Genomic DNA, 22,976 nt, shown 5'->3' on the forward strand with positions numbered 1-22,976 from the left:
GTCCTGTAATCGCGTCGCTCCATTTCTCTGCTATACCTAGATTTGGTTAGCCTCTATCGCTTTATTTTCTCGATGTTCATGTGGTTTCACATATCGTGAAAGAGATAGAAGCAGAGGTATGAACGAGCGAAGTACACATAGTTTTCCTATTACTTTATGGAGCGAACGACAATGCGCGTAAGGAAAAATGTTAATAACATCAGTGATGGTACGCTACTTTGGTATTCAAGAGCTGTAGAGGCGATGAAGCAAAAAGACATCAAAGATCCGACGAGTTGGTGGTACCAAGGTGCTGTCCATGGGTTTGGTCTAGATAACAGTCCTAATCTAGCTCCTGGTAAGACGTGGAGTGAGCTTAGTGTGTGGCAACAAGCAACAGACTTTCCACCACCAGAAGACTTAGTTGACAGTATTTACTGGCAGCAATGTCAGCATGGAACATGGTACTTTTTACCTTGGCACAGAATGTATTTACAGTTTTTCGAGCAAATAGTCGCCAAAACAGTCGTTGAACTTGGAGGCCCAGAAGACTGGACGCTCCCTTACTGGAACTATTGCGACGCTAACAATCCTGCACTCAATGAAAATGAACAGCTACAAGCATTGAAGTTGCCTGCAGAGTTTGGTGCAGAGCAACCGAACTCAGATTTTCCTGGGTTGTGGATGATGGAAAGGGCACATTACAAAGTGTCGTCGAAAGCCGATGCTAGCTGTGAAGCTGCTATGCAACTGAAAAACTTTACCACGCCTATTCCTTCGCAAAGCTTTGGTGGTGTAAGAACAGGGTTTAGTCACGACTCAGGTACTTTTGGCAAGCTAGAAAATAATCCACACAACTTGATCCATGTGGATATCGGTGGTGCAATGGGGGATCCTAATACGGCAGCGCTCGATCCTATATTTTGGCTGCATCATGCAAATATAGACCGCTTATGGCAGAGCTGGATTGACCAAGGGCGTGAAAATACCAGTGATCCTAGTTGGCTCAATCAGGCATTTGAGTTTCACGATGCCAATGGTAAGCCTGTGACTGTTCAAGTGAAGCAAGTACTGTCAACGGAAGCGCTAGGGTACACATACAGTGAAAATTATCCAGACGTAAAAGCGCGTCAAGAAAAAGATAGCAAGCTATTCGCAATGACTCCTTTAGCAGGAAATGAAATGTTCGATACCATTGCCGCAACAACAAAATCCTTTTCACTTGGCTCTCAAGCGACGCCAGCACAGCTTGAGTTCTTACCCGAAAAGCAGCAAGTTGCCAAGGTTTCAGCGCTTGCGAAATCGAGTAGCCAAAGACCGAATCAGGTTATCATTGCACTCGATAACGTAACGGGCTCTGGCGTTGTTGCGCCACTAAGTATTTTTGTGAAAACATCTGCTGCTCCTGAGCGTGTGTTAGTTGGCAAAGTTGGCCTATTTGGTTTGACTCAAGCATCAACCCCAAGTGTTAGGCATGCAGGTACAGGTATTAACGTTGAGCTTGATGCAACGGAGGCATTTAACCAGTTACGCTCACAACCAGATTGGAGTTTCGAAAAAGTAGAAATTGAGATCGAGCCAAATAGGGAGCTTGGTGAGGCGAGAGTGACGGTGGGACGGGTAAGTGTGAAGGCTGAGGTTGTATAACCGCCCATGCTAACGTCGACATTAAAGCGGATTAGTTACCTAAAGGTAGCTAATCCTCACTGGCTCATTATACTTTTTGCTGCGCTATTATGGGTTTACTATCTGGCACAACAAGTAGGTTTTAGTGGCGAAGCTCACCTTCATCACGCACACCACAACATGCACCAGAGTCCTGAAACTGTATTTTTTAAGCCTTTACTAGATTGGATGATAATGGTGTATGCCATGATGCTCCCGATGACCAGTGGCACCATTCGTGCCATCGTAAATCGAATACCTGTAGCTAGACAATCGCGCAGTTTACTCATTTTTGTATTGGGCTACTCATTAATTTGGCTCGTTTTTGGCTTAATATTATTCTCGGCTTCAAAATGGGTGGAAACATTATCGTCTCTGGTTACCCAAGCTAATTTGTCGATTGGAGCCTTGGCATATTTTGCCGCTGGGGTTGTTTCTAATGCAGACTTTCGGATCCGACTACTTTCAGCATGCGGCAGCATTTGGGCTCCTCGTATTGTTGGATATAAAGCTGATTTAGATATTGCAAAGATTGGCATTATTGAGGGGATTAAATGTGTACAAACCTGCGCACATATTATGGTTGCTATGTACATTGCAGGACACAATTTAATGCAGATGGCGGTACTTACAGTCGCATTATTTTATGAAAAAAGCCGTTACAGAAATAAAGAAAACCTGTTGAGAAATACGTGCTTCTTACTAGCAATTTGGGAGCTGGCTATATTCTATCAATAAGGGTTAAGTAGCTATTTTATATGATAAAACAATAAACTGTGCTGATTGTATTAAGCACAGTTTACAAATCAAATCACTGCAATAAGCAATAAGCAATAAGCAATAAGCAATAAGCAATAAGCAATAAGTTCAGGGCGCTACTTTTACCGTCCAATCTGTACACTTAAATTCAGCTCAGAAATAAAGTACACGATAATTTGGTACTGTCTGTCAGTGTCACACTGGGGACATTTCAGCCCAGCTCTACCCCATATTGAACCAATTCCCAAACCATAAATAAACAAAAACCCCATCAAAAACAGTGTTTTGATGGGGTTTCAGTGTCGCTATTTGGTGGAGCTGGGGGGATTTGAACCCCCGTCCGGAAAGCGTCGATTTTTTCATAGCCTCTTTAAAAACAAAGACTTGCTAGTTAATCAAAGACTTGTAATCTTATGTATGCTAGCTGTACCTTGTGTAAACTAGCGAATGTGGGCACAATGTGGACAATGTTATGCGAGGGATTATTTCGTGAAAAAAATCTTAGTGATCACCAGTCATTACGATAAAACAGTTGATTACCTGCTAGAAAAATACCCTGAAACTAACTTTTTTAGGTTCAATGTCGATGAGTTTTCAAACTATCAAGTATCGGTTTCAGGCTCAAGATTTAATATATCAAGGGATGGAGTCACTATATCTAGTGAATCATGTCGCTCTATATATTACAGAAAGCCAAGCCTAGAGGATTTGAAAGAGGTAATATCTGGCGAATATTTCAGTTATGTTTATAGTGAAGTTTTTGCACTGGTTGATGGCATTGCTGACGCATTCGACGGTTTTTGTATGACGAAGCCAAAGTGTTTTAGATTTGCCTCAAATAAGATTGTTCAGGCGTCTTTGGCTGAGAAGGTTGGATTTAATATACCTGCCCACTCTATAACTAATTCAGAGTCTTCTGTTGATTCGATAAAGGAAGGTGTGAAAATAGTTAAGCCTATATCTGTCGGTAAAATAAAAAGAGATGAAAGTTTCGAGTTTGTCCAGACAAATATAGTTGATGATAGTGTAGGGAAAGAAAAGTTAAAATATTGCCCTTCATACTTTCAGTCATTTATAAGTAAGGATTATGAATGTCGATTAACAATTGTTGGTGATACACACTTCGGCGTAAAGATTGACTCTGTAGATAGAGTTGATTGGAGGAGGCCCGGTAATAAAGTGTCATATATGGTTGTTGATGTTCCAAATCACATATTGGAGAAATGTTTTTACTTAATGCAGCTTTTAGATATTGAATTCGGATGTTTTGACTTTCTAATTAAAGACTCAGAATGGTATTTTTTGGAGGTTAATGTTAATGGTCAATGGGCTTGGTTGGAGCTGGAATTGGGAATAAATATTTCAGGTAAGATAATTGAAAAGTTAGAGTGTAAAAATAGTGTCCTTTGTTAGTTCTTTGGTTTTGGCTTTGACTAATTTTTTAGTGAGAGTTTTGAATTTCTCTTTTCTAATTCATGTTTCTGATGATAATAACTTTGGGACGATTAGTAGAGGGGTTGATAGTTTTTCTAAGTTAAAAGAATTTAGATTGTCATTCCTTCAGTTTCACCTAGGATCGAAACAACTATATTTCATTACCTATTCGAGGCGGAACTCCTTTAAATTTTTTGAAAATATTAGCCTTGAAAAAACATCAGAAAAGGATTTGAAAAAAATCAAATGTGATGTTGTTTCTAAATTCGAAAATGTGCTTTCCGATGATAATAGTGCAAAAGCCTTGTCTGATTTTTTTAAAGAAAAGTTGTCTCAGGAGAATACGAGAATATCATATGCAATGCAAAAGCTCACAAGTTATCGTTCATTTTTGCTTTTTCTGATAGTCGTTGTTGCACCGTTTTTTAGTTATTTCGTGGGGGTTTTTGGGCTTTATTTTTCTTTGTTTTATTATTTTTTATACTACTTGTATTGCTATTATATGTATATTGTTATTAGCTCTGCAATCGGTATTAAGTCAAGTGTAAGGTCGACTTCTGATGATTATGAATTCGCAATAGGATCGTGCAATAGAGGTTTAGTTGAACTTTTTTTGTTTGATGCTATTTCCACACGTAAAGATGCGGATTACAAGGTTTCTCTATTAAGTGGTGCTGAACGCTACTTGAAGGTAACTTTCGCCATGTTCATAGGGCTGTTTGCTTCATTTACACTTTCAAATATTGACTTTGAACGGAAGCCTAAAAGCGATGAAAGAGGCAGCTTTCAAGTGTATAGAGAAGGAGGTCAAATAGATCTTCAGGAGCTTTCAAACTTCACTGAGGCACTTAGTGTTCATAGAGGAACCGTTTATGTATTATACTGTGAACACAGCCCTTCGGAAGAAAAAAAGAGAATCTTGTTTTCTGTGTTAGGCAAAGATGATATTAGCGTTGTATTTACTAAGGCCAAAACCACAAGCTTGTGCAAAGGTGAAGTATTAGTTCATTTTTAGGAGAGATTATGAAACCATACATATTGAATTACAGCAAGTTAACACAAGAGGAATTCAAATCTACCTCGCATTCTACATTTCAGACTAATACTTCCGAGGATTCAGATGACGCATTTATACAACTAACCTCTACAAGCATTACAGAATCATCTGGGGACTGTGATGAAACATTTTGCAACTTAAGTACGCTGGAAACGTTTGTGGTTGAAGATAGCGACGATAATATGCTTAGTTTGGCTACTGTTATCACTAAAACACTTGAGGATAGCGACGAGGGAATGCTCAGTTTAAATGCTGCTGTCAGCAAAACTAATAAAGCCTATAATAGAGAATGCCTCAGTACTAACATGACTCGGGTCAATGAGGATGGTGACGAGCAATTTATCTTTAGTTAAATACTAATATGCAATTATAAGTTAGGTCCGAATCGTATAGCATCCTCCAAATGACTCGGTGCGAAGTGTGCGTAAACCATTGTTTGCTCTATCTTCGCATGACCTAGTATCTGTTGTAATACCAATATATTCCCACCGTTCATCATAAAGTGACTGGCAAAGGTATGGCGAAGTACGTGGCTACATTGACCCGATGGCAAAACGATGTCGGTGTTATTTATTGCACGCTCGAAAGCCTTTCGGCAATCTGCAAAGAGTGGCCCTGATTTTTTGGGGATTTCATCGTACAGAGCTTGCGATATAGGGACTGTACGGTTCTTTTTGCCTTTAGTTTTCATGAACATAATTTTGTATTTCCCACCGGATTGAATAACTTGCGAGCCTTTTAATGTGTGCGCTTCACTTATTCTACATCCGGTAGCCAGGCATATTTTTGCCACGATATAAACGTGCGGATTAGACGAACGTTTAAGCTCGTTTAATACGGTTTGTATTTCTTCTTCGGTTAAAAAGGCTAACTCTGTCTGCTGCAATCTGAAAGGCTTTACATCGGCTAAAGGGTTTGGGTAATTAATTTCACCTACTTCAATGAGTTTATTAAATACGCCCTTTAAAAGTGCTAAGTCATTATTGGCTGTTTTACCTGAAATAGCCTTTTCACCTGTCATTCGGTTACCACGCCAATCAACATACGTTTTTGAGCTGAATGATTGAGCAATTGGGTTACCGAATGCTTCGCACATCATCTCTAATTTATTGAGTGCTTTTTGCGGGTCGGTATAAGTTTGTCCGTGAATTTTGTACCACGTTGCGACGATATCTGATAGCTTTCTTAGATCCGTTTTTTCTTGCTTCCAAGGTTTGTCCTCAGCTTGAGCGACCATGTGGTTTAAATATCTTTGTGCCTCACCTCGGGTAGGAAACACTTTTCGAATCCGGCGGCCATTAGCCCCCCAAGGACGAATATCAACTTTATATCCCGATTTTACTTTTACAATGGGCATTTATTCTTGGCTTAACTGGAGTGGTACTATTAAACAAAAGGCCACTTTGGAAGAGTGGCCTCACAAATTTCTTAAACGAAATTCATTTGTAGATGCGCTTACAGAATAGCCATTCCATCAAAAAAAGACAAGCTTGATTTATGAGCAATTGTAAATTAGATTAGACGTGTTGGCATCTCTGCTCATAGCGTTTCGCTACTCCAACATTTAGAGCATTTTACTCATATTAATTAAATGTGAGCTTTTCAGCCCAGGTTCGCCTGAGGCTTTCAATTTCCTAATACACACTTTTACATTAAACGAATTTTTGGAGTTGAAGATGCTTTATTTCTTTGGTGCGATGTTGTTTCTCACAGTGGTCACTATTTTCTATATTGAGAGTGATGAAAATAAATCGTTAGACGAGCTTGCTCATGATCTATTAGAGGACTTTGAGTCAATAGGTGAAATGTCTATTGATGAAAAGGTAGTGGCGTACGACGCATGGAAAGTTAGAGTCTCAAGGTATCGTGAGCGCAAATTAGGTGGAGAGTCGTATTCAAAATGATCTTATCAAGTTTTATCTGCCCTAACTGTAATAAGCTATTAGTCGGAGAGGGACTAAATTCAGTTTCTTCCCCAGCAACAATATATAGTCACATCCACAGGTTAGAGCTACATTTAGAGACCGAATTAATACTTTGCAGCAATGCTGAATGCAATGAGTTAATTATTATAAGCCAGCTTTCAAGTGGAGATGAGTTTTTTAAAAGCTGGCAGTGGCGTTCAAGTGTTGAAGGCAAATCTACTCGTCTGAAAAAGTGATTTTTGATTCAAGTCGTTTCAATACTAAGGTTGAAGCGACTTTTATTTGCTCAGCACTTAAATCTGATACCACCTCCAGCATTTGGGCTTCAAAAAGCCCTTCTTGAATCTCGATCAAAACCTCTTTCTTTTTCAAACTAGATTTATTCTTTTCGAACAAAAACCAGTCCATTGAAACTTCAAAGTCAATACAAGCTTGAGCACATTCACTATATGGAATAGCGTTGTTCTTTTTTGCTTGAGCTGCCCAACTCGTATTCTTATTAAACCTTCTTGATAGCTCAGTTAGGTTTTTGCACTCGTAAAGAACTCTAAGTTTTTCAAGTACTTCTTCTGCACTGCTAACTTTCATGTGGTAGTAACTCCAAAATCCATAGATTATTTCTATTGACATAGAAATAATCTATGGATTAATCTGATTTGCAATAACACTGTCTCTATATGGAAATATAACATGAGTCACAGCTTAGTTTTATCACTCACGTCACCTATTTTGACGTACGACGAATACGCCAGACTGCAAGGTCAAAAAGTAAAAGACGTAGTTAACGCTGTTGCAAATGGGCGTTTACCCACATACACCCCGCCGTGCGCACCTCACGAGAACCCTGCTCGTGTCAAAAAATATATCAATATGGTTGCATTATATGCTGAGGCAGCCAAAGCCGCGAATTTAGAATTTCAAGTTCAAGGGTAGGGCTATCCATGCTTAACGAACGCCAATTGACGACTTTTGAAAAAACATTCCCTGCACAATCAGCGGTAAATGCCGTTGCTCTAAGCACACCCGATACTAGTGCCAAAGCTATTGTTGCTCGCGCTAAGCTTCCGAACAAACAGCGTTTATTAGAAGATAAACTCGATAGTCATCAATTGCGTTCAGAGATTCTACATACCCATAGCAACTTAGCGGTCATGCTTGCTAACGGCTATTTAGTTACCGAAAAATTCTTTGGTTACGCTGAAGCGCGTCAACGCTTATTAGAAGCGGATAGGGTGCTTACTTTGGGTGGTATTAACCTCAGTGTTTCTGATGATGAGCTTTGCGAAATCGCAGAAGACAAAGCCCGTTTATTCGAATTGCGTTTGAAGTGCAGTGAACCCACTTACAAGCTCTATAAAAAGCTATGCGCTGAATTTCGAGTGTATTGCATTGAACCGCCAACGTTTGATGATGATTACTTTACGTTATCACCTGCTAATCGCTCAAAGCTTTTCCCATCTTATCGCCAAGGTGTAATGAATCAATTGAAAGGTGCGCTAAATCGCATGGCCTGTCCACTTTGGTGGCGTCGTCGTTTACGTACCAAACAAGCATTGGTTATCGAGCAATTAGCCCGTGATATGCGTACCGTACATAAAAAGTCATCGCCTTATGTCAGTGAATTTACCATTCGCAGCAAGCGTGAACGCAACGCCAAATCAGACGCGATAATGAATGATTTGTATGTTGTGCCAAATGACGCCAACCCCTTTGATGAATTTGAATCATTGAAAGACGTTGCTGCTAAAAGTTCTACCTCTGGTAAACAGCTGGCCGCTGAACTTATGGTTCGCATTCGTGGCTTTGAAGAGTGTTCACAGACACTCGGCCACCGTGGAGAGTTTTATACCATCACCGCGCCTAGTCGTTTTCATTCAGTACACGCAAGCGGTATTCCTAATCGCAAATATAACGGCTCAACCCCGAACGATGCACAAGCTTATTTCAATGACCTATGGAAACGTGCAAGGGCATTGTTCGCTAAGGCTGATATTCGCCCTTATGGTTTCCGTGTGGTAGAGCCTCATCATGACGGCTGTCCACACTGGCACATGCTGCTGTTTATGGAAAAAGGCCAAGCGATTAAGGCTAGAAAAATCCTTAAAGCCTTGGCACTTGAAGACACACCAAGTGAAGTCCGTACATCATCAACCCGTTTTAAGGCAATCAGCATTGACCCCAAAAAGGGCAGTGCTGCGGGGTATATCGCCAAATACATCACCAAAGCTGTTAACGGTGAACACATTAATCAAGTGACTTGCTCTGAAGCGGGGAAAATCTCAATCGCTCCCGCCGATGCAGCCGAACGCGCATCCACATGGGCGAGTACTTTTAATATCAGACGTTTTCAGCAAATCGGTGGTCCGAGCGTTACCACATGGCGCGAACTTAGACGCCTTGGCAAGGGTGAAAGCGGCAAATGTGAGGTTGCAAACTCTATGAACACAAACTTAGACACTGTTTCCCGTTACGCCCTTGAGAAAGTAAGAGCTGCGGCCGACGCTTCCGATTGGGCGGCTTTTTGTCTTGCGATGGGGGGTGTACAGGTTAAACGTAAAGACCAAGCCGTGCGCATTCACTACCAAATCCCTGACATCGTTGACCAAATCACTGGAGAAATCAGCCGCAGTGAATCTAATAGCCCGTACTTCGCCACCAAATATGGCGATATGCCAGCTAAACGCATTTTAGGCGTTGCGTGGGATTCGGTTGTGGTCATAACTCGTCGCGGTACGAATCAAATACTAACCGAAAAGGACATTCAATCGCAGCGCAAGATAATGCTCGGTGTATCTGAATCTATCCAGAACTGGGTAGACGATGGCCGCTTTGAACAACCAAGTGTAGAAGAAATGCAGTTCCTAGAATCCTGCGCAATCGAAGACTATCAGAACATGTGTTTGTTTATGGATTACGAGGCACTTTCTGTAGTCGGTAGCGACGAAGTCGCCTTGGACTTGTGTCATTAACTGTAACCCTAAGGAATTCACATGCAACACAGCAGATTAAACGACCTACTACGGTCACAACATCAACTTATTGAAGACTATTCAAAGGAGTAATAACCATGGCCAGTATTGAAGGTGCAATCACAGACTTACAACGTGTTAACCGTACGGACGACAAAGGCGCACCGTTGCCTGAAACCGCTGAATTTAAATTTCACACTAAAAGCCCTGCAAGCATTTGGACGGTAAAGGTCACGAATGACCAAATGGCAAACGGTACATTTTCGCAGCTAGAAAAACTCCAATCAGACCCGAATGGGTGGGGCTTAAAACCTGTACTACTCAACCTTGAATATTACGAGGGCGCAAACGTAGCACGCCAAATGGAATGGAAAGGCTTCCGGCTGAACTCCGTTGCGACGCAGCAAGCGAAATAACAAATACAGGATAGCCGAATGTCTAGTAATGAAATTCAGCTTCTTATCGAATTAGGTCGACAGCTTTATGACCTTATTTTTGGCCTTGGTTTGGTGCTTTCTTTCAGCCTTGGCTTAATTTCAGGAGGGCAACGATGATTACGTTAACTTCCTATTTTCTCGGTGCTTTTGTCCGTGGTTGGGGCATTGGCGCTGGCTGGCTTTTTTTCAAACGATTATCAGAGGAAACTATATCGTGAAAAACATCCTTATATCTAAGTTATCAAAAGCAGGACTTTTAGTAACTTCGACATTAGCTAGTGCATCTGCGTTCGCTACTACGTCTTTACCAAGTGGTATTTCAGAAGCGTTTGCGAAATTCACAACGCAAATTAGTGAGTTAGAGACTTTAGCTTGGCCAATTCTGATTTCTGTCACATCTGCATTTGTGATTATTAAGCTATTCAAACGCTTCGTTTCGAAGGCTACATAACAAAGAAAACTCATGTTTGAGCAAAGGACAGTTCGCTGTCCTTTTTTGATCTAAGGAATGAATATGAGATTGTTAGTTTGTTTGTTATTGGTGTCATCGCCATCGTTTGCCGAGAACTGCCAGCCAACAACAAATCTTTTGCCAGTTGTAACAGAGGACGCGCCAAGTGGACTCACATTTGTTCAATCTTACTCTGAAATGGCTGAAGGTCGCTTTCTGATAGGTAACGATGTATTAGATCCTATTAAATATCGTGGCCAGCATTGGTTAGACCCCAACGGTGGAACTTGTCCTGATACATCGAATGGCGTCAGGTTGAATACGCTTATCCAAGTACCTTACATTGACCCAGCTGATGACGCACAAAGATATAAAACCGTGTGTTTATACATGGACTTTTTTGATAAGTATTGTCCTGATGGTTACACAATTGATTTCATGAATAAAGATTGCGTTTTGTCTGATGCAAACCAGTGTAACAATCAGTGCTCCGATGGCTTTCCACCTGACTTATTAGGTTATCCTGGTTGTGACCGTCCGCCAATTCAACAATGTAATGATGGTTCTTACCGTTTGGCCGATGAGATTTGCCCCATTGAGGTTCCAGACCCTGATCCAAATCCAGACCCCGACCCGAATCCAGGCCCAAACCCAAACCCTGACCCAAACCCAAACCCTGATATCGATTTATCTGGACTCATTCAGAAAATTGAGGACTTTAAGCAACAAGAAAAGTTATCCAGTGAAGTGGTCATTGATAAGCTTACTGACTTGGGTGGTGATGTTAGGCAATCCGGTGATGATGTACGTGATGGGATTAATAATGAGCTAAGAAATCAGACGCAAGCGCTTAATGCTTCCATAGGCCAGTTAAATGAGGATAACAAGTTACGTTCTGATTTGTTACGGGACTCAGTATTTCAACTCAATACTGCGGTCAGAGATTTACAGGCAGGTAATGCTCTCGAATTTGATTTAACCAGAAAGTCAATCCAGCAGCAGACAGATACACTAGGGACAAAGATAGATACAACAAACTCTAAATTAGATACTACTAATCAGTTGCTCAATAGCATTAAACAAAACACTGAGCCTAAACCTAGCGAAAATTGCGAACCAAGCATCGAGAATAATTACTGTGAAACGCCTCACGGTATCACGACAGAGGGCGTGAAGGGCATACTCGATACGATTGGGGGTTACTTTGATGATGAAATATCTGGCTATCAAACAAATTTTGAAACCAAGGTTAATGAGTTTTCACAAACAAGCCCATTAGGCAGTGAAATGGATGAATCAGCCATTGAATCTCTACTCTCGTATTTTACGAATGTTATCCCTCAGGCGTCAGAGTGTCGCCCTTTAATGCTCTTTGACTACAAGGGTAAACGTTATGAAATCTCATGTAATTTCTCAACCAAATTCAAAGAGCTGTTCGGTTGGATTTTAGGGATCTACACCATTATCAATTTAATCAACATACTCATGACTGGCATTGTCCCAAGAGGTACGCCAGCTAAGCAAGGAGTCTAGTTATGCCTGTCTTTCTGTTACCCATCATTACGGGCGCTGCGAACATGATGCGCTTGCCTGCGTTGATTACCTTTCTTGCTGGAATATTTGGTCAAATCATCGCATTTTTTGCTAAGTACATGACAACCAAAGTCGCAATGCAGTTGACCATTATTACCGCTGTATCTGCTCTGACTCTAGGTGTCTTCGCTGTCATCAAAACGCTAATTATGGCGGTTTCTGTCGTTGCTCCTGAAGGGCTAGTTCACGGTGCGTCATTAGTTATTCCTGATAATGCAGCTATCTGCTTATCTTCCATAGTCTCAGCGCACACTGTTCGTTATGTGTGGATTTGGAAAGTGTATTTTATTGAATCATTTGCTCAGGGACGTTGATATGACAGTTCACTTTATTACTGGAAAACTTGGCTCTGGTAAGACTTTAAATTCAGTTGACCGCATTAGGGAGCGACTGAGAAAAGGACTTCCAGTTGCAACCAATTTAGATATAAATCTAGTGGCAATGCTAGGTCGGGATAAGAAAAATACTCTACTTTACCGAATACCAGACAAACCCACCATTGACGATCTTATGAAAATAGGGGAGGCCAACTTATCCTATGATGAATCTAAAAATGGATTGATTGTTCTTGATGAATGCGCCACTTGGTTCAACTCTAGAACATGGAATGACAAAACTCGTCAGGTCATTATTGATTGGTTTTTACACTCTAGAAAAGTAGGCTGGGATATTGACTTCCTAATTCAGAATATTTCGTTGGTTGATAAGCAAGCACGTGATGGCCTTGCCGAACACGTAGTGTACTGTAGAAGAACAGATCGCTTAAACATACCTCTTATTGGGACTTTTTATTGGATGCTAACTGGTAGCAAACTACCGCTGCCGCGTATTCATCTTGGCATAGTTAAATACGGAGTGATGAATAATTCTGTAACTGTTGGTAAATGGGTAACTTTTGGCAGCAGTCTCTATCCTTGTTACGACACAAAGCAGATATTTAGGAGTGATTATCCTCACAGCACATACTCCGTGCTTCCCCCTTACTACACCCATGGCCGATACCAAGTGCCATACACCTTGAGAAATATCATGAGAATTACCAAAATATACCTTAAGAAATGGTCTCGTCTTAAGCTCGTTTTACTTGGTGCTTTAATCCCGAGTGCCTACCTATATGCTTCTTATGAACCAAATACCAATTCAACTGAGCTGATTACAGCTAACCAAATCAAAGAGGCCAAAGAGAAAATTTTAGCCGCTAAAATTTCTTTCAGTGATTTTAAGGTCATTTCGTATTCCTCTTTGCCCAACTTTGAGCACTTTACTATTGCTTCATCTGATACCTCGCTGACATCAAACCAGCTTATCGCGATGGGTTACAAAGTAACAGTTACAAACGCTTGTCAAATCTCACTCGAAAAGGATGGCCATAATGAAACGGTTTTTTGTTAGTTTGTTTGTATGCCTTTTTGTTTCAAGCGCTCTTTTTGCCAGTGAACAAAACAAACCCATTCAACTCAGAAATGCGCCTATTTCCGAACTAACACAATGGCTTTCTCTTGTTACTGGGAAGTCAATTGTTGTGAGCTCGTCAGCATCTGGGACGCTATTAACAGCGGATATTCCTTCCGTTTCGACCGTTGATTTGATGGTGTTGCTTGACCATATCGCTAAGTCTAACAACTTAGTCATGCTTGATTACGGCGATGTTGTGCGTATCGAGAACAATACCAATCAGTTAATCACGGTAGGCGCGTTAGAATCCGTTGTTTATAAGTTTTCAAACATTCAAGCCACAAAAGTTTTACCGCTTTTTCAGCAAGCGATAAAGACCCCTGACACGGATAAGAAGTTCATGGAAAAGTTTGATGACATAAAGTTTCAAACACCAAGCGCGAGCATGCTGCCTAATTCAAACTCGATACTTGCAATCACATCGCCAGAAGTGCATGAACAACTCTCTGGACTTCGAGGGGCGCTCGACTCACCAATAAGACAAGTTCTAATTGAAGCAATCATTATCGAAACTGATGCGGGTGATGGTTCTTCTTTTGGCGTAGACCTCTCGACTGCATTAAAACAAACGGGCTTTACATTTACGTCAAATACGCTCGGTTCGCTAAGTTCTGGTCTTGGTGCAAACTATATGTATTCGAGTGGCGGGGACATTAGAGCTTTAATCTCGGCCACAGCCAAAGTGAAGAATACAAAAATACTTTCTACACCCACTTTACTCGTTATGGATAGAGAGCAGGGCGCAATATCGGTTGGTCAGAACGTACCGTTTCTAATTGCAAAAGAAGTCACCGACGCAGGTAAAAGTATTACTCGTATCGAGCGTAAAAATGTTGGTGTCTCCTTATCTGTTATCCCTCATATATTGGAAGATGGCACAGCAATTTTAAAAATCAATCAAGAGTCTTCAAGCGTTACTGACTCAACCACTGCGAGCGATATTGTTACCAATCAACGTTCGATACAAACAACGGTTTCAGTAAAAAACGGGCAAACGATCGTACTTGGTGGCTTAGTTAGTGAGGAAAACAGAAAAAGTGAAGACGGTGTACCTGTGCTCAAAGATGTTCCGGTGTTAGGCTATCTATTCAAAACGGAATCAAATAATGTCGTTCAACGTGAGCTGACAGTTATGTTAAAGGTTCTGGTTTTTTAGTCGTTTATAACTGATGTATGACCAAACTTTTATATATACTGGGCGCACAGTGGAAGGTTAAAAAGCTTATCGATTAAGCTATCTTACAGGGACGTACGTTATTTTCTATGTGTGAAAGGGGGAATCTTAAGTCATGGACTGGGAAGTTGTGAGTGGAATAACAGGTATAGTCAGTGCCGTTTGCGCAATCGTTAGTATATTATTCTTCAATCGTTATCCAAAAATTGATAAAAGTTCAAAAGAGAAGCTAGGAGTAATATCAAAATTCCAGTTGATGGCATTTTTGTTGGTTTGTTCTGGTTGGACTTTATCTTGTATCAGTTTCCTCTACCTAGGTGAACCATATGGTTCATTTGTATCAGACGGTGACTATAAAAGTTTCTTTGGATTTGTCATTGCATTACCTTCTGGCATAATTTTGTTACATGGCCTGAATCTATTGAAAGCGAAAAAACTATAAGTCAATGCCTTTTAAGGCTGTTTAAATTAAGAGCATTTCTACATATCATAACAAGGAGAAAGTATGGTACATGACTATATGTATGTGTTTGAGTGTGATTATGGTGATCGTGTCAAAGAAAGAGCCTTCATAAAAGATATCTTAAGAAATTTCGATAAAAATTACGCGACCATGGTGGGTATTGTAGTAAATAACAATCCCTATTGTTTATCGTTTCACGTGGCAGTTAACCTTCAAGATAATCCAGTTAAATTTGAGTCATGGCTTAGAAGCAACTATCCAGATAAGATTAAGCGTCATAATATTTTTCTTAGTGATACACTTTCATACAACATCGTGACTTTTATAGATGAAGCTACGGTTGATCTTTTTTTAACTAAAGAGGGCGGTGGCGCACCTTTCTTATGGCCAGAACAAGAGTATTTTGAAGAAAAGAACCCGCAGTATGTGTGTATGAAAAAAAATGAATCAAGAGTTTTTATAAGCCACTCTTCAAAAGACAAAGAGCTTATTGTAAATCCACTGAACTCCTATCTCCAAGCTAATGAAATCGCAACTTGGCTTGACAGCTATGAGATTGATTATGGTGATAATATCTATTTAAAAGTCAATGAAGGGATAGAAAATTCAGATGTAGGGTTATTTGTGTTGACTGATAACTTTTTTGACAGTGCAAGTGGCTGGCCTCTGTCCGAGTTTTCAACATTTTTTATGGAGTTAATGAAATCAAATAAGAAAGTTCTAATGATAAATGCGGGTGTATCACCCGACAAAATGCATGCAATGATGAAATCATATAAATACTTAACTTGGGAAAATAGCTCCGCTTTGCCGGAGATTGCTAATGCAGTTAAAAGAGTTCTGAATAATTAACAGTATTGGGCCGAAGTAGCTCTGTGTTTTGGAACTGCCAAGTAAATTTAAACTCTATTAGGCGAGCTTGAGTAGGGCTGATAAATGCCTTGAAGCCCTACCTGCGAAGTGGGTGGGGTGTCAAGGCATTTATCAATGTAAATCAGAATGTCCTTCCGGGCTAATTAATTCAATTCTTATACTGAAATAGAGTACAAGAGTTGTTAAAGCCCACTAATTTATAGCAACCAAAAGCATATTTGCTTAGCAACGAATCTATTTGTTGATGTCAAAATTGATACAATTGGTATTAGGGAAGGTTCGGGATTATTAAGGGGCGTGCCCCTTGATGGTTAACGCAAGCACACTCCGTTTTTACCTGTTCACAAAACTTTCCATGCGCGCAGAAAAAATATTTTTGAACTATGGCAATGTACCGCCCTGATGAACAAATTGCGGACTTTCAAAAAACAAATGTGGTCACGATGTGGACACTTTGCTTCAGACGTAAAAAAACCAGTTAAAGAAAATCTCTCTAACTGGTTGATTTATAACGCTAAAATTTGGTGGAGCTGGGGGGATTTGAACCCCCGTCCGGAAAGCGTCGACCTTCGGTCCTACATGTTTAGTATCGTCTATTGGTTAACCTTTAAATCTCGGACGAACACGATAAGTAAAGGCGAGGCCGCTTAGTTTTAGCCCTTCAACCCCGGCCAGGGTTTCCGTAGCGATCTTGTGTAGGGTGACACTCCAGAACCAGATCCACAAGAATATCATGGAGGAGTGCTAGCGGGCTATTATGCCGCTAGAGCGTAGTTATCGTCGTTTGCGATTACTTTAAATGCGGCTTTTTTACGAGGCCAACCGCACCTCGACATGCACCTCAGGCTTCTTGAATCCCGTCGAATCCTAATCAGCCCCTGAATAAATTCAGTACGTGTTAGTAATTAACTACTTATGCACTAACTATGCTTTGCATTATACATAGGATTAATGTCTTTACAATGGCTTATCACGCTATTAAGAGGTGATTTAACGCAGTATACAGTTTATTTGATTAATTACTCACCGTTTTGAAGGGGAGAAACTTTGTGGATAGTCGCATGAGGTATTGAGCAACGGTGCCTGCTAAGTCGTAAAAAGCCTAAGCCGTGCTTTTACATACTGACTTTTAACATTACTAATTGCTCAGTAAGTGTGCTTAAATAACAGCAACCTACGATCAAAGCCAAGATATTATAAAAACTAAAAATGAACAGCTTATATCTCTGCATTAGCCTAGGCGATAGGCCTTTGGACTTTACATCAATTGCTGGGCGCATCATGACTGCTTCAGAGTCTGACTTTCCAAGCTATGTAACAATGGGGTTTAGACAGACGCTCTATAACGTGTTTTCGTCTATTTGCTTGCCAATATTTGATGTCGAGCAACCAATTCAATTTCTTGAACAAACCGCTACGCTTCATAATATACAGTTGTTTAAAACCAAAACGGACTTTATGTCGAGTAAAGAAAACAGTTTTGTGTGTATCAACTTGAGTGTTAACAATCATACAATTGAAAAACTGAAGTCTAGCGCAAAAGGAGACAGGCTTGGAAAAAGCGTTATCAAGGCACTCGCGCCGCTTGATTGCGGGGATGTGTTGCAGCACTGTGCAGCGCAACAAAGTGACAGCTTTATTGGTATAAATTGGTATTTAGAGCGTGTTGAACACCTTGAAGAGGTGCCGCTTAAAACCTGTAAAACCACGCTGGTTGCATTTTATATGACAGCGTGGCTGATGTTACAGCGGATCAACCGAGTGCAAACATCAATGGAGCTTCGACCAAAAAGAACCGGAGAAAAGCACCATTTTACCAAGTCAATATTAGATACCCGGATCAAGCTGCTAAACATTGAGCGATTTATTTTTACCAAAAATAGAACCAAAAATGCAGTTGTAAAAGCATTCTGTGATGACTTAGTAAGTGATGAAGAGTTTTTACTAAAAGAAAAACTAGACGATGCCAAACAGTTGCACCAATCATTTGAGCAACACTTAGAAAACTACACCAGCCTTGAACAAGTTATCAATTCTGAGAAGACTAACGGTTTATTGCTACTGTTGAGTGCCGGTTCAATATCCTTGACCTTGTTTTCGGCGTCGTTTGTTAGCGTGCAAGAAAACACCCTGATCTTTAACTTATCTAAATTGCTCTCATTACCGATTTTAGGTTCGCTAGGGATCTCCTTGTTAGTTTTAGTTTTTATTTACCTAAAACATAAGGCTGATAGATTAGTGCTGGACTAAGTATGAGAGAATAACATGTTGGTTTAATACTTGCTCAAACGAGCGTTATTCCCAAATTGAGCGTAATTATCATAACAATTAGCACCAAATAATTTGCGTATTGTTGGCGGGTGAGAATAACGATGAAAGCTCGACAAACCATATGCTTTCTAATACAGTGACGGCTCAAAATGACCTGTGATTGAACCTTGTTATGCGCATGCTTTACAAGGTAACAATTGCGATTACGCTATCAAATTTTATACTAATTTGCTCAAATAAAAGCGCTATTCTGAAGTGAGAGAAAATCTTGTCGATAATACCGTTACTGTATTGTGCTTGCACCAAGGTACTGACATCCATGTGGGTAACACAAACATTTTACGGCTCAGGTGTGCGACATAAACACTTTTTAATGAAAGTAGCACCAGAGCAGAACCTTCACACTGCGCAAACATTAACGCAAATTAGCCTTACACGCTCGAATAAAACAATATGAACCAAGCAGCCAAATTTAAAACTCCGCACCAGATCCAGTCATTAAAAAAAGCGTGCGACAGCTTAGGAATACCGTACCAAAACCTAGACTCATTCTCTGAGCAAATTTTAAAAGTGAGCTACAAGAATAAAGCGTTTATATTTGGCGCTGGTAATATTTGTTCGTTTCCTATCAATTCGGCAACGTCCACCTTTTTAGCCAAAGATAAATCGCACACCGTCAATGTACTAAGCGCAAGCGGCTTTAATGTCCCAGAAGGTGATTACTTCTTTTTGCAAAGTGCATTTGCCATGTACCGAGGCGTAGGCAAAGAAAAGCAAGACGCGCTTTGTTATGCCAAACGTCAAGGTTACCCGCTATTTATTAAACCTAATGACGGCTCAAGAGGCGCGTTTATCGAAAAGCTCTATAACGACCAAGATCTGCAAAATTACATCGACAAAAATCAGCAAAAACTGAGTTGTGTCAGGATAGAAAAGCCTCTGCAAGGCGATGAATATCGACTATTTGTGGTAGACGGCAAAATCTGGTTTGGTTATAAACGTCGCCCACCATTTATTACGTTTGATGGCGTACAAACGGTTTCGGCGCATTTACAGGCGCTTATGCAAACACAAGCGCAGTATGGCCATAGCTCATTAAGTTTGGACAGCTCATATATTAGAGAATATTTATCGGCTAATCAGTTAACCTTGCAGTCTATTCCTGCAAAAGGGGTAACATTTAACTTTTCACCAGCAATGAATATTGCACTCGGTGGTGAAGTAGTGGATTATTCAGAGTGTTTTAGTGACGAATTAAACGCATTTACCGACAAAATCTTTAAGCTATTCAATCTGCGTGTTTTTGGTTTAGATGTTTACAGCCAAGCCGATGATATAAATCAGGCAGAGGCGTTAACAATTTTAGAAATAAATGGCAATCCGAGCTTGGAGTCAGCAGAAAAGCACTCAACGACCGATATAGTCACAAGACTGTGGGCGTTTATCATTGAAGAGATTTTTAACCATGACAGATAAAACGCAGTTTTTAGCACTGACAAAATCGTTTGCTAAGTTTGGCTCTGGGATCTGTTTAGCACGGCTGCAACTTGCTATTGAGCACTTGTCACTTGACGCATATATTGAGACCACCAAGAAGTTAGTGATCACCGGAACGAACGGCAAAGGCTCGGTGGCCAAGCTCACCAATCAAATCTTGTGCGGTGCAGGCAAGTCAACAGGCTTATTCACCTCGCCACACTTTTTAGAATTTAACGAGCGGTTTACAGTAAATGGTGAGCTTGTTGACTATGCAGAGTTAAATCACGCTGCGCAAAATATTGTGCCAACCCTTAACAAAATAGCAGCGACCTTAAATGAAGAATTTGGGGTATTTGAGTTTTTGTATTTAGTCGCGTTAACTGTGTTTAAGCACAAAAAAGTTGAGCTAATTATCATGGAAGCGGGAATAGGTGGGCGATATGACCCAATCCGCTTACTCAAATCACGTTTTGCAATACTCACGTCAGTTGATCTTGAGCACTGTGACATTCTTGGTAACACCAAAGAGCTGATCGCCTTTGATAAAATCGACGGCTGTGAGCACGGTGGTAAGTTGGTGGTGGGGAATATCGACGAGCACCTCAAAAGTAAAGTACGCGCGTATGCAAAGTTAAGAGACATACAATGCTACTTTAATAGCGACATTCAGCTTAACAAGCAAGCAAGCGCTTTTAATCAGTATCAAGTGACATTAGATGATAATGCACCGTTTAGTATCACGCCCAAGACGTTTGGCAAGTTTGCACAAGAAAATATAAAAACCGCTATTTTGATGTCAGAAGTTTTTTCAAAAGACGTGGGGTTTACTATCTCAGCTGAGCAATATAGCGACGCAATCAACCGGTTTACAAATGATGGCCGGTTAAGCTTGGTATGTGATGCGCCGAAAATTTTTGTAGACAGTGCCCATACCGATGAGTCTTTTAACATGTTATTTGACTCGATAAAACAAGACTTCCCGCAAGCGCGTATTGTGGTGCTAGCTGGGATCTCAAAAGGGCGCGACCAAACGGTATTGGCAGCAAGGATAGCTGAGGTAGCAGAGTACTGTGTTGTGAGCAAAGCCAGTTTTAAAGGCGCAGAGCCTACGCTATTACAAGACAAGCTCAAAAATCATGGACTGGCAGCATCGCAATCAGACGATCTTAAACAAGCCGTGATGGAAGCCAAAGCATACGCGCAAGCTCATGATGCCATTGTGTTTGTTTGTGGCGGTTTATTTTTTGCAGGAGAAGTCTCGGCTATTTTGCTGAATAAATCAAACGAAGATATTTATTTATATTAATTGGAAGCAAGCCTGTGACGACCATTACCAAACCGCGTTATTTTGATCAGGGTATATTTACGCATTTTATCCAGCCGCAATATAAAAACTTTTGTGGGATCTGTTCATTAATCGCAGTGGTTAACACGTTGTTTGATGACGAATTTACCCAAGACTCATTTCATCAGCAATTTAATGCGGGGTTTTATACCAAGCGAAAGGTTTCAGACTCTGCTGACCCAGCAACTGAAAATATGGCGTTAGTAGACCCAAAAGGCATGAGTAATTTTGACATTATTCGTTTGTTTAACAGTGTGTGTAAAACCAACAAGGTGGCACCATTTAGCGCCTTGTTAACTGGTGATATGCTGGCGCAGATTGCCGCTTCAGATATTGCTAACTGGCTCACGCAAAAAGAAAACTTCATCATTTATCACTGTGTTGGCCATTACAAAGTCGTAGCAGGTTACACCGCTAGCCAAACCGGACATTACTGGATAATGGCTGACTCAAAACGCCATGGCGACATCTCACCCATTCAAAGCTTATCTCACCAAGCGGTAACAGCATTGGCAAACACCTCACAAAAGTATGGTTTTATTTTACTTTCAACAAAACCCATCGACTTTTTAGCCTCAGAGTCTAGCAACAGCGCCGTATTCCCGGTTGAATCAAAAAGTGCCATCACCACTTGTCAGTGAATAACTCTATACTTCAACGCCCATATTGGGCAAAACTATTTAGTTACTGTAAAGCTAAAGGGCAGTGATGCCTGATGGAGCCAAGCTACAGGGATGTATTGCAGCTCAGGTTCCCATGGTTACGATAGACGTAAAATCTGAATAGTCTCAATCCCCTATGTGTGCGGGGTGTGACTGAGGACGGTATGTTTAATCATAAAGAAGTGATAGTCTCAATCCCCTATGTGTGCGGGGTGTGACTTAGATATATGAAAGCTTACGCAGTTTAATTCGCAATAGATCTCAATCCCCTTCAAAGTCGGAGCTACTCATCCGCTTTCCAATTTTAGGCCGTGCACATTGATTCGTCCATGAAGCGCTAACCGCTTCGGCCGTCCAAGGCCTCAGTTTCAACCCTAGCCAAGCTGCGAGCACTCGCTTGTCTCGAGATGGACGACGAAAGACCGAAACGCAGTTTCGCAGCTTGAGGAGGTGAAGGCATGGATGCCTGATGGAACCCAGCTACAGGGATGTATTGCAGCTCAGGTTCCCATGGTTACGATAGACGTAAAATCTGAATAGTCTCAATCCCCTATGTGTGCGGGGTATGACAAACTATTCACTATGAAATAGATAAAGCTGATTGGTCTCAATCCCCTATGTGTGCGGGGTGTGACTTGATTTAAAAAGAGCGCTATACGCAGCTATAGTGTCTCAATCCCCTATGTATGCGGGGGGTGACCTAACCACCAAGTCTAGGGTTGATGCTTTGCAAGTCTCAATCCCCTATGTGTGCGGGGTGTGACTTAGATATATGAAAGCTTACGCAGTTTAATTCGCAATAGGTCTCAATCCCCTTCAAAGTCGGAGCTACTCACCGCTTTCCAATTTTAGGCCGTGCACATTGATTCGTCCATGAAGCGCTAACCGCTTCGGCCATCCAAGGCCTCAGTTTCAACCCTAGCCAAGCTGCGAGCACTCGCTTGTCTCGAGACGGGTTTCAACCTATGTGTGCGGGGTGTGACGG

The 22,976-nt window shown here is 40.9% G+C and carries 23 protein-coding genes and 1 other RNA gene; 21 read left to right on the forward strand and 3 right to left on the reverse strand.

Annotated elements, in window-relative coordinates:
• The first annotated feature begins 171 nt into the window (after window positions 1-171).
• The 5 genes from EAG18_RS11290 to EAG18_RS11310 all read left to right on the forward strand — a co-directional run bounded on the left by EAG18_RS11290 (window position 172) and on the right by EAG18_RS11310 (window position 5,247).
• Window positions 172-1,626 carry a tyrosinase family protein gene (locus tag EAG18_RS11290; RefSeq protein ID WP_185745587.1) on the forward strand — a complete coding sequence of 485 codons (1,455 nt, stop codon included), beginning with the start codon at window positions 172-174 and terminating at the stop codon, window positions 1,624-1,626.
• A 6-nt stretch (window positions 1,627-1,632) separates the two neighbouring features.
• Window positions 1,633-2,382 (forward strand): DUF2182 domain-containing protein, encoded by a 750-nt coding sequence (locus EAG18_RS11295; protein ID WP_125252482.1) that lies wholly within the window; start codon window positions 1,633-1,635, stop codon window positions 2,380-2,382.
• Between the two features lie 510 nt (window positions 2,383-2,892).
• The gene (locus tag EAG18_RS11300) at window positions 2,893-3,816 is read left to right on the forward strand and encodes a hypothetical protein (RefSeq protein WP_125252483.1); all 924 of its coding nucleotides are present in this window, start codon (window positions 2,893-2,895) and stop codon (window positions 3,814-3,816) included.
• Between the two features lie 16 nt (window positions 3,817-3,832).
• Complete coding sequence (locus EAG18_RS11305) at window positions 3,833-4,852, forward strand: hypothetical protein (RefSeq protein WP_125252484.1); 1,020 nt, start codon at window positions 3,833-3,835, stop codon at window positions 4,850-4,852.
• Between the two features lie 8 nt (window positions 4,853-4,860).
• Complete coding sequence (locus EAG18_RS11310; RefSeq protein ID WP_125252485.1) at window positions 4,861-5,247, forward strand: hypothetical protein; 387 nt, start codon at window positions 4,861-4,863, stop codon at window positions 5,245-5,247.
• 14 nt (window positions 5,248-5,261) lie between these two features.
• On the opposite strand, the gene EAG18_RS11315 is transcribed toward EAG18_RS11310, so the two are convergent.
• Entirely contained in the window at window positions 5,262-6,251 is a 990-nt protein-coding gene (locus EAG18_RS11315) for a tyrosine-type recombinase/integrase (protein ID WP_125252486.1), read from the reverse strand.
• 319 nt (window positions 6,252-6,570) lie between these two features.
• Between EAG18_RS11315 and EAG18_RS11320 the strand changes: the two genes are divergently transcribed.
• Complete coding sequence (locus tag EAG18_RS11320) at window positions 6,571-6,798, forward strand: hypothetical protein (RefSeq protein WP_125252487.1); 228 nt, start codon at window positions 6,571-6,573, stop codon at window positions 6,796-6,798.
• Window positions 6,799-7,035: 237 nt separating this feature from the next.
• On the opposite strand, the gene EAG18_RS11325 is transcribed toward EAG18_RS11320, so the two are convergent.
• Entirely contained in the window at window positions 7,036-7,449 is a 414-nt protein-coding gene (locus EAG18_RS11325; protein ID WP_125252488.1) for a hypothetical protein, read from the reverse strand.
• Between the two features lie 60 nt (window positions 7,450-7,509).
• Between EAG18_RS11325 and EAG18_RS11330 the strand changes: the two genes are divergently transcribed.
• The 11 genes from EAG18_RS11330 (at window position 7,510) to EAG18_RS11375 (ending at window position 16,213) form a co-directional block, all read left to right on the forward strand.
• On the forward strand, window positions 7,510-7,752 hold the full coding sequence (locus tag EAG18_RS11330; RefSeq protein ID WP_125252489.1) for a DNA-binding protein: 243 nt from the start codon (window positions 7,510-7,512) through the stop codon (window positions 7,750-7,752).
• A gap of 8 nt (window positions 7,753-7,760) precedes the next feature.
• Window positions 7,761-9,788 (forward strand): replication endonuclease, encoded by a 2,028-nt coding sequence (locus EAG18_RS11335; protein WP_125252490.1) that lies wholly within the window; start codon window positions 7,761-7,763, stop codon window positions 9,786-9,788.
• A gap of 98 nt (window positions 9,789-9,886) precedes the next feature.
• Entirely contained in the window at window positions 9,887-10,204 is a 318-nt protein-coding gene (locus EAG18_RS11340) for a hypothetical protein (protein WP_125252491.1), read from the forward strand.
• Between the two features lie 18 nt (window positions 10,205-10,222).
• Window positions 10,223-10,342, forward strand: a complete 120-nt coding sequence (locus tag EAG18_RS22365; RefSeq protein ID WP_275557277.1) for a tail virion protein G7P-2 — start codon at window positions 10,223-10,225, stop codon at window positions 10,340-10,342.
• Between the two features lie 97 nt (window positions 10,343-10,439).
• On the forward strand, window positions 10,440-10,676 hold the full coding sequence (locus EAG18_RS11345; protein ID WP_185745589.1) for a major coat protein: 237 nt from the start codon (window positions 10,440-10,442) through the stop codon (window positions 10,674-10,676).
• 63 nt (window positions 10,677-10,739) lie between these two features.
• Window positions 10,740-12,209 (forward strand): hypothetical protein, encoded by a 1,470-nt coding sequence (locus EAG18_RS11350; RefSeq protein ID WP_125252493.1) that lies wholly within the window; start codon window positions 10,740-10,742, stop codon window positions 12,207-12,209.
• A 2-nt stretch (window positions 12,210-12,211) separates the two neighbouring features.
• Window positions 12,212-12,583: a DUF5455 family protein gene (locus tag EAG18_RS11355; protein ID WP_125252494.1), complete on the forward strand. Its 372-nt coding sequence runs from the start codon at window positions 12,212-12,214 to the stop codon at window positions 12,581-12,583.
• Window position 12,584: 1 nt separating this feature from the next.
• On the forward strand, window positions 12,585-13,661 hold the full coding sequence (locus EAG18_RS11360) for a zonular occludens toxin domain-containing protein (protein ID WP_125252495.1): 1,077 nt from the start codon (window positions 12,585-12,587) through the stop codon (window positions 13,659-13,661).
• Window positions 13,642-14,880, forward strand: coding sequence for a type II secretory pathway protein (locus EAG18_RS11365; protein WP_185745590.1), 1,239 nt, complete (start codon window positions 13,642-13,644; stop codon window positions 14,878-14,880). The genes EAG18_RS11360 and EAG18_RS11365 overlap by 20 nt, the downstream gene beginning before the upstream one ends.
• A 133-nt stretch (window positions 14,881-15,013) precedes the next feature.
• The gene (locus tag EAG18_RS11370; protein ID WP_125252497.1) at window positions 15,014-15,340 is read left to right on the forward strand and encodes a hypothetical protein; all 327 of its coding nucleotides are present in this window, start codon (window positions 15,014-15,016) and stop codon (window positions 15,338-15,340) included.
• A gap of 63 nt (window positions 15,341-15,403) precedes the next feature.
• A complete protein-coding gene (locus EAG18_RS11375) occupies window positions 15,404-16,213 on the forward strand; it encodes a toll/interleukin-1 receptor domain-containing protein (RefSeq protein ID WP_125252498.1) in 810 nt (269 codons plus the stop codon).
• A 543-nt stretch (window positions 16,214-16,756) separates the two neighbouring features.
• Here EAG18_RS11375 and ssrA read toward each other — a convergent pair.
• Window positions 16,757-17,113, reverse strand: a transfer-messenger RNA (tmRNA) gene (gene ssrA, locus EAG18_RS11380).
• A gap of 330 nt (window positions 17,114-17,443) precedes the next feature.
• On the opposite strand from ssrA, the gene EAG18_RS11385 reads away from it, so the two are divergent.
• The 4 genes from EAG18_RS11385 to EAG18_RS11400 all read left to right on the forward strand — a co-directional run bounded on the left by EAG18_RS11385 (window position 17,444) and on the right by EAG18_RS11400 (window position 21,970).
• The gene (locus EAG18_RS11385) at window positions 17,444-18,484 is read left to right on the forward strand and encodes a hypothetical protein (RefSeq protein WP_125252499.1); all 1,041 of its coding nucleotides are present in this window, start codon (window positions 17,444-17,446) and stop codon (window positions 18,482-18,484) included.
• A 474-nt stretch (window positions 18,485-18,958) separates the two neighbouring features.
• Window positions 18,959-19,981 carry a hypothetical protein gene (locus tag EAG18_RS11390; RefSeq protein ID WP_125252500.1) on the forward strand — a complete coding sequence of 341 codons (1,023 nt, stop codon included), beginning with the start codon at window positions 18,959-18,961 and terminating at the stop codon, window positions 19,979-19,981.
• Window positions 19,971-21,290 (forward strand): Mur ligase family protein, encoded by a 1,320-nt coding sequence (locus EAG18_RS11395; RefSeq protein WP_125252501.1) that lies wholly within the window; start codon window positions 19,971-19,973, stop codon window positions 21,288-21,290. The genes EAG18_RS11390 and EAG18_RS11395 overlap by 11 nt, the downstream gene beginning before the upstream one ends.
• Before the next feature lie 14 nt (window positions 21,291-21,304).
• Window positions 21,305-21,970, forward strand: a complete 666-nt coding sequence (locus EAG18_RS11400; RefSeq protein WP_125252502.1) for a hypothetical protein — start codon at window positions 21,305-21,307, stop codon at window positions 21,968-21,970.
• Window positions 21,971-22,976 lie beyond the last annotated feature (1,006 nt).

The sequence above is a fragment of the Pseudoalteromonas sp. J010 genome (assembly GCF_003934235.1).
Lineage (GTDB): Bacteria > Pseudomonadota > Gammaproteobacteria > Enterobacterales > Alteromonadaceae > Pseudoalteromonas > Pseudoalteromonas peptidolytica.

Coding starts and splice junctions, on each gene's coding strand:
- EAG18_RS11290 (WP_185745587.1), top strand. CDS start 172: ATGCGCGTAAGGAAAAATGTTAATAACATCAGTGATGGTACGCTACTT.
- EAG18_RS11295 (WP_125252482.1), top strand. CDS start 1,633: ATGCTAACGTCGACATTAAAGCGGATTAGTTACCTAAAGGTAGCTAAT.
- EAG18_RS11310 (WP_125252485.1), top strand. CDS start 4,861: ATGAAACCATACATATTGAATTACAGCAAGTTAACACAAGAGGAATTC.
- EAG18_RS11315 (WP_125252486.1), bottom strand. CDS start 6,251: ATGCCCATTGTAAAAGTAAAATCGGGATATAAAGTTGATATTCGTCCT.
- EAG18_RS11320 (WP_125252487.1), top strand. CDS start 6,571: ATGCTTTATTTCTTTGGTGCGATGTTGTTTCTCACAGTGGTCACTATT.
- EAG18_RS11325 (WP_125252488.1), bottom strand. CDS start 7,449: ATGTCAATAGAAATAATCTATGGATTTTGGAGTTACTACCACATGAAA.
- EAG18_RS11330 (WP_125252489.1), top strand. CDS start 7,510: ATGAGTCACAGCTTAGTTTTATCACTCACGTCACCTATTTTGACGTAC.
- EAG18_RS11335 (WP_125252490.1), top strand. CDS start 7,761: ATGCTTAACGAACGCCAATTGACGACTTTTGAAAAAACATTCCCTGCA.
- EAG18_RS11340 (WP_125252491.1), top strand. CDS start 9,887: ATGGCCAGTATTGAAGGTGCAATCACAGACTTACAACGTGTTAACCGT.
- EAG18_RS22365 (WP_275557277.1), top strand. CDS start 10,223: ATGTCTAGTAATGAAATTCAGCTTCTTATCGAATTAGGTCGACAGCTT.
- EAG18_RS11350 (WP_125252493.1), top strand. CDS start 10,740: ATGAGATTGTTAGTTTGTTTGTTATTGGTGTCATCGCCATCGTTTGCC.
- EAG18_RS11355 (WP_125252494.1), top strand. CDS start 12,212: ATGCCTGTCTTTCTGTTACCCATCATTACGGGCGCTGCGAACATGATG.
- EAG18_RS11360 (WP_125252495.1), top strand. CDS start 12,585: ATGACAGTTCACTTTATTACTGGAAAACTTGGCTCTGGTAAGACTTTA.
- EAG18_RS11365 (WP_185745590.1), top strand. CDS start 13,642: ATGAAACGGTTTTTTGTTAGTTTGTTTGTATGCCTTTTTGTTTCAAGC.
- EAG18_RS11370 (WP_125252497.1), top strand. CDS start 15,014: ATGGACTGGGAAGTTGTGAGTGGAATAACAGGTATAGTCAGTGCCGTT.
- EAG18_RS11375 (WP_125252498.1), top strand. CDS start 15,404: ATGGTACATGACTATATGTATGTGTTTGAGTGTGATTATGGTGATCGT.
- EAG18_RS11385 (WP_125252499.1), top strand. CDS start 17,444: ATGAACAGCTTATATCTCTGCATTAGCCTAGGCGATAGGCCTTTGGAC.
- EAG18_RS11390 (WP_125252500.1), top strand. CDS start 18,959: ATGAACCAAGCAGCCAAATTTAAAACTCCGCACCAGATCCAGTCATTA.
- EAG18_RS11395 (WP_125252501.1), top strand. CDS start 19,971: ATGACAGATAAAACGCAGTTTTTAGCACTGACAAAATCGTTTGCTAAG.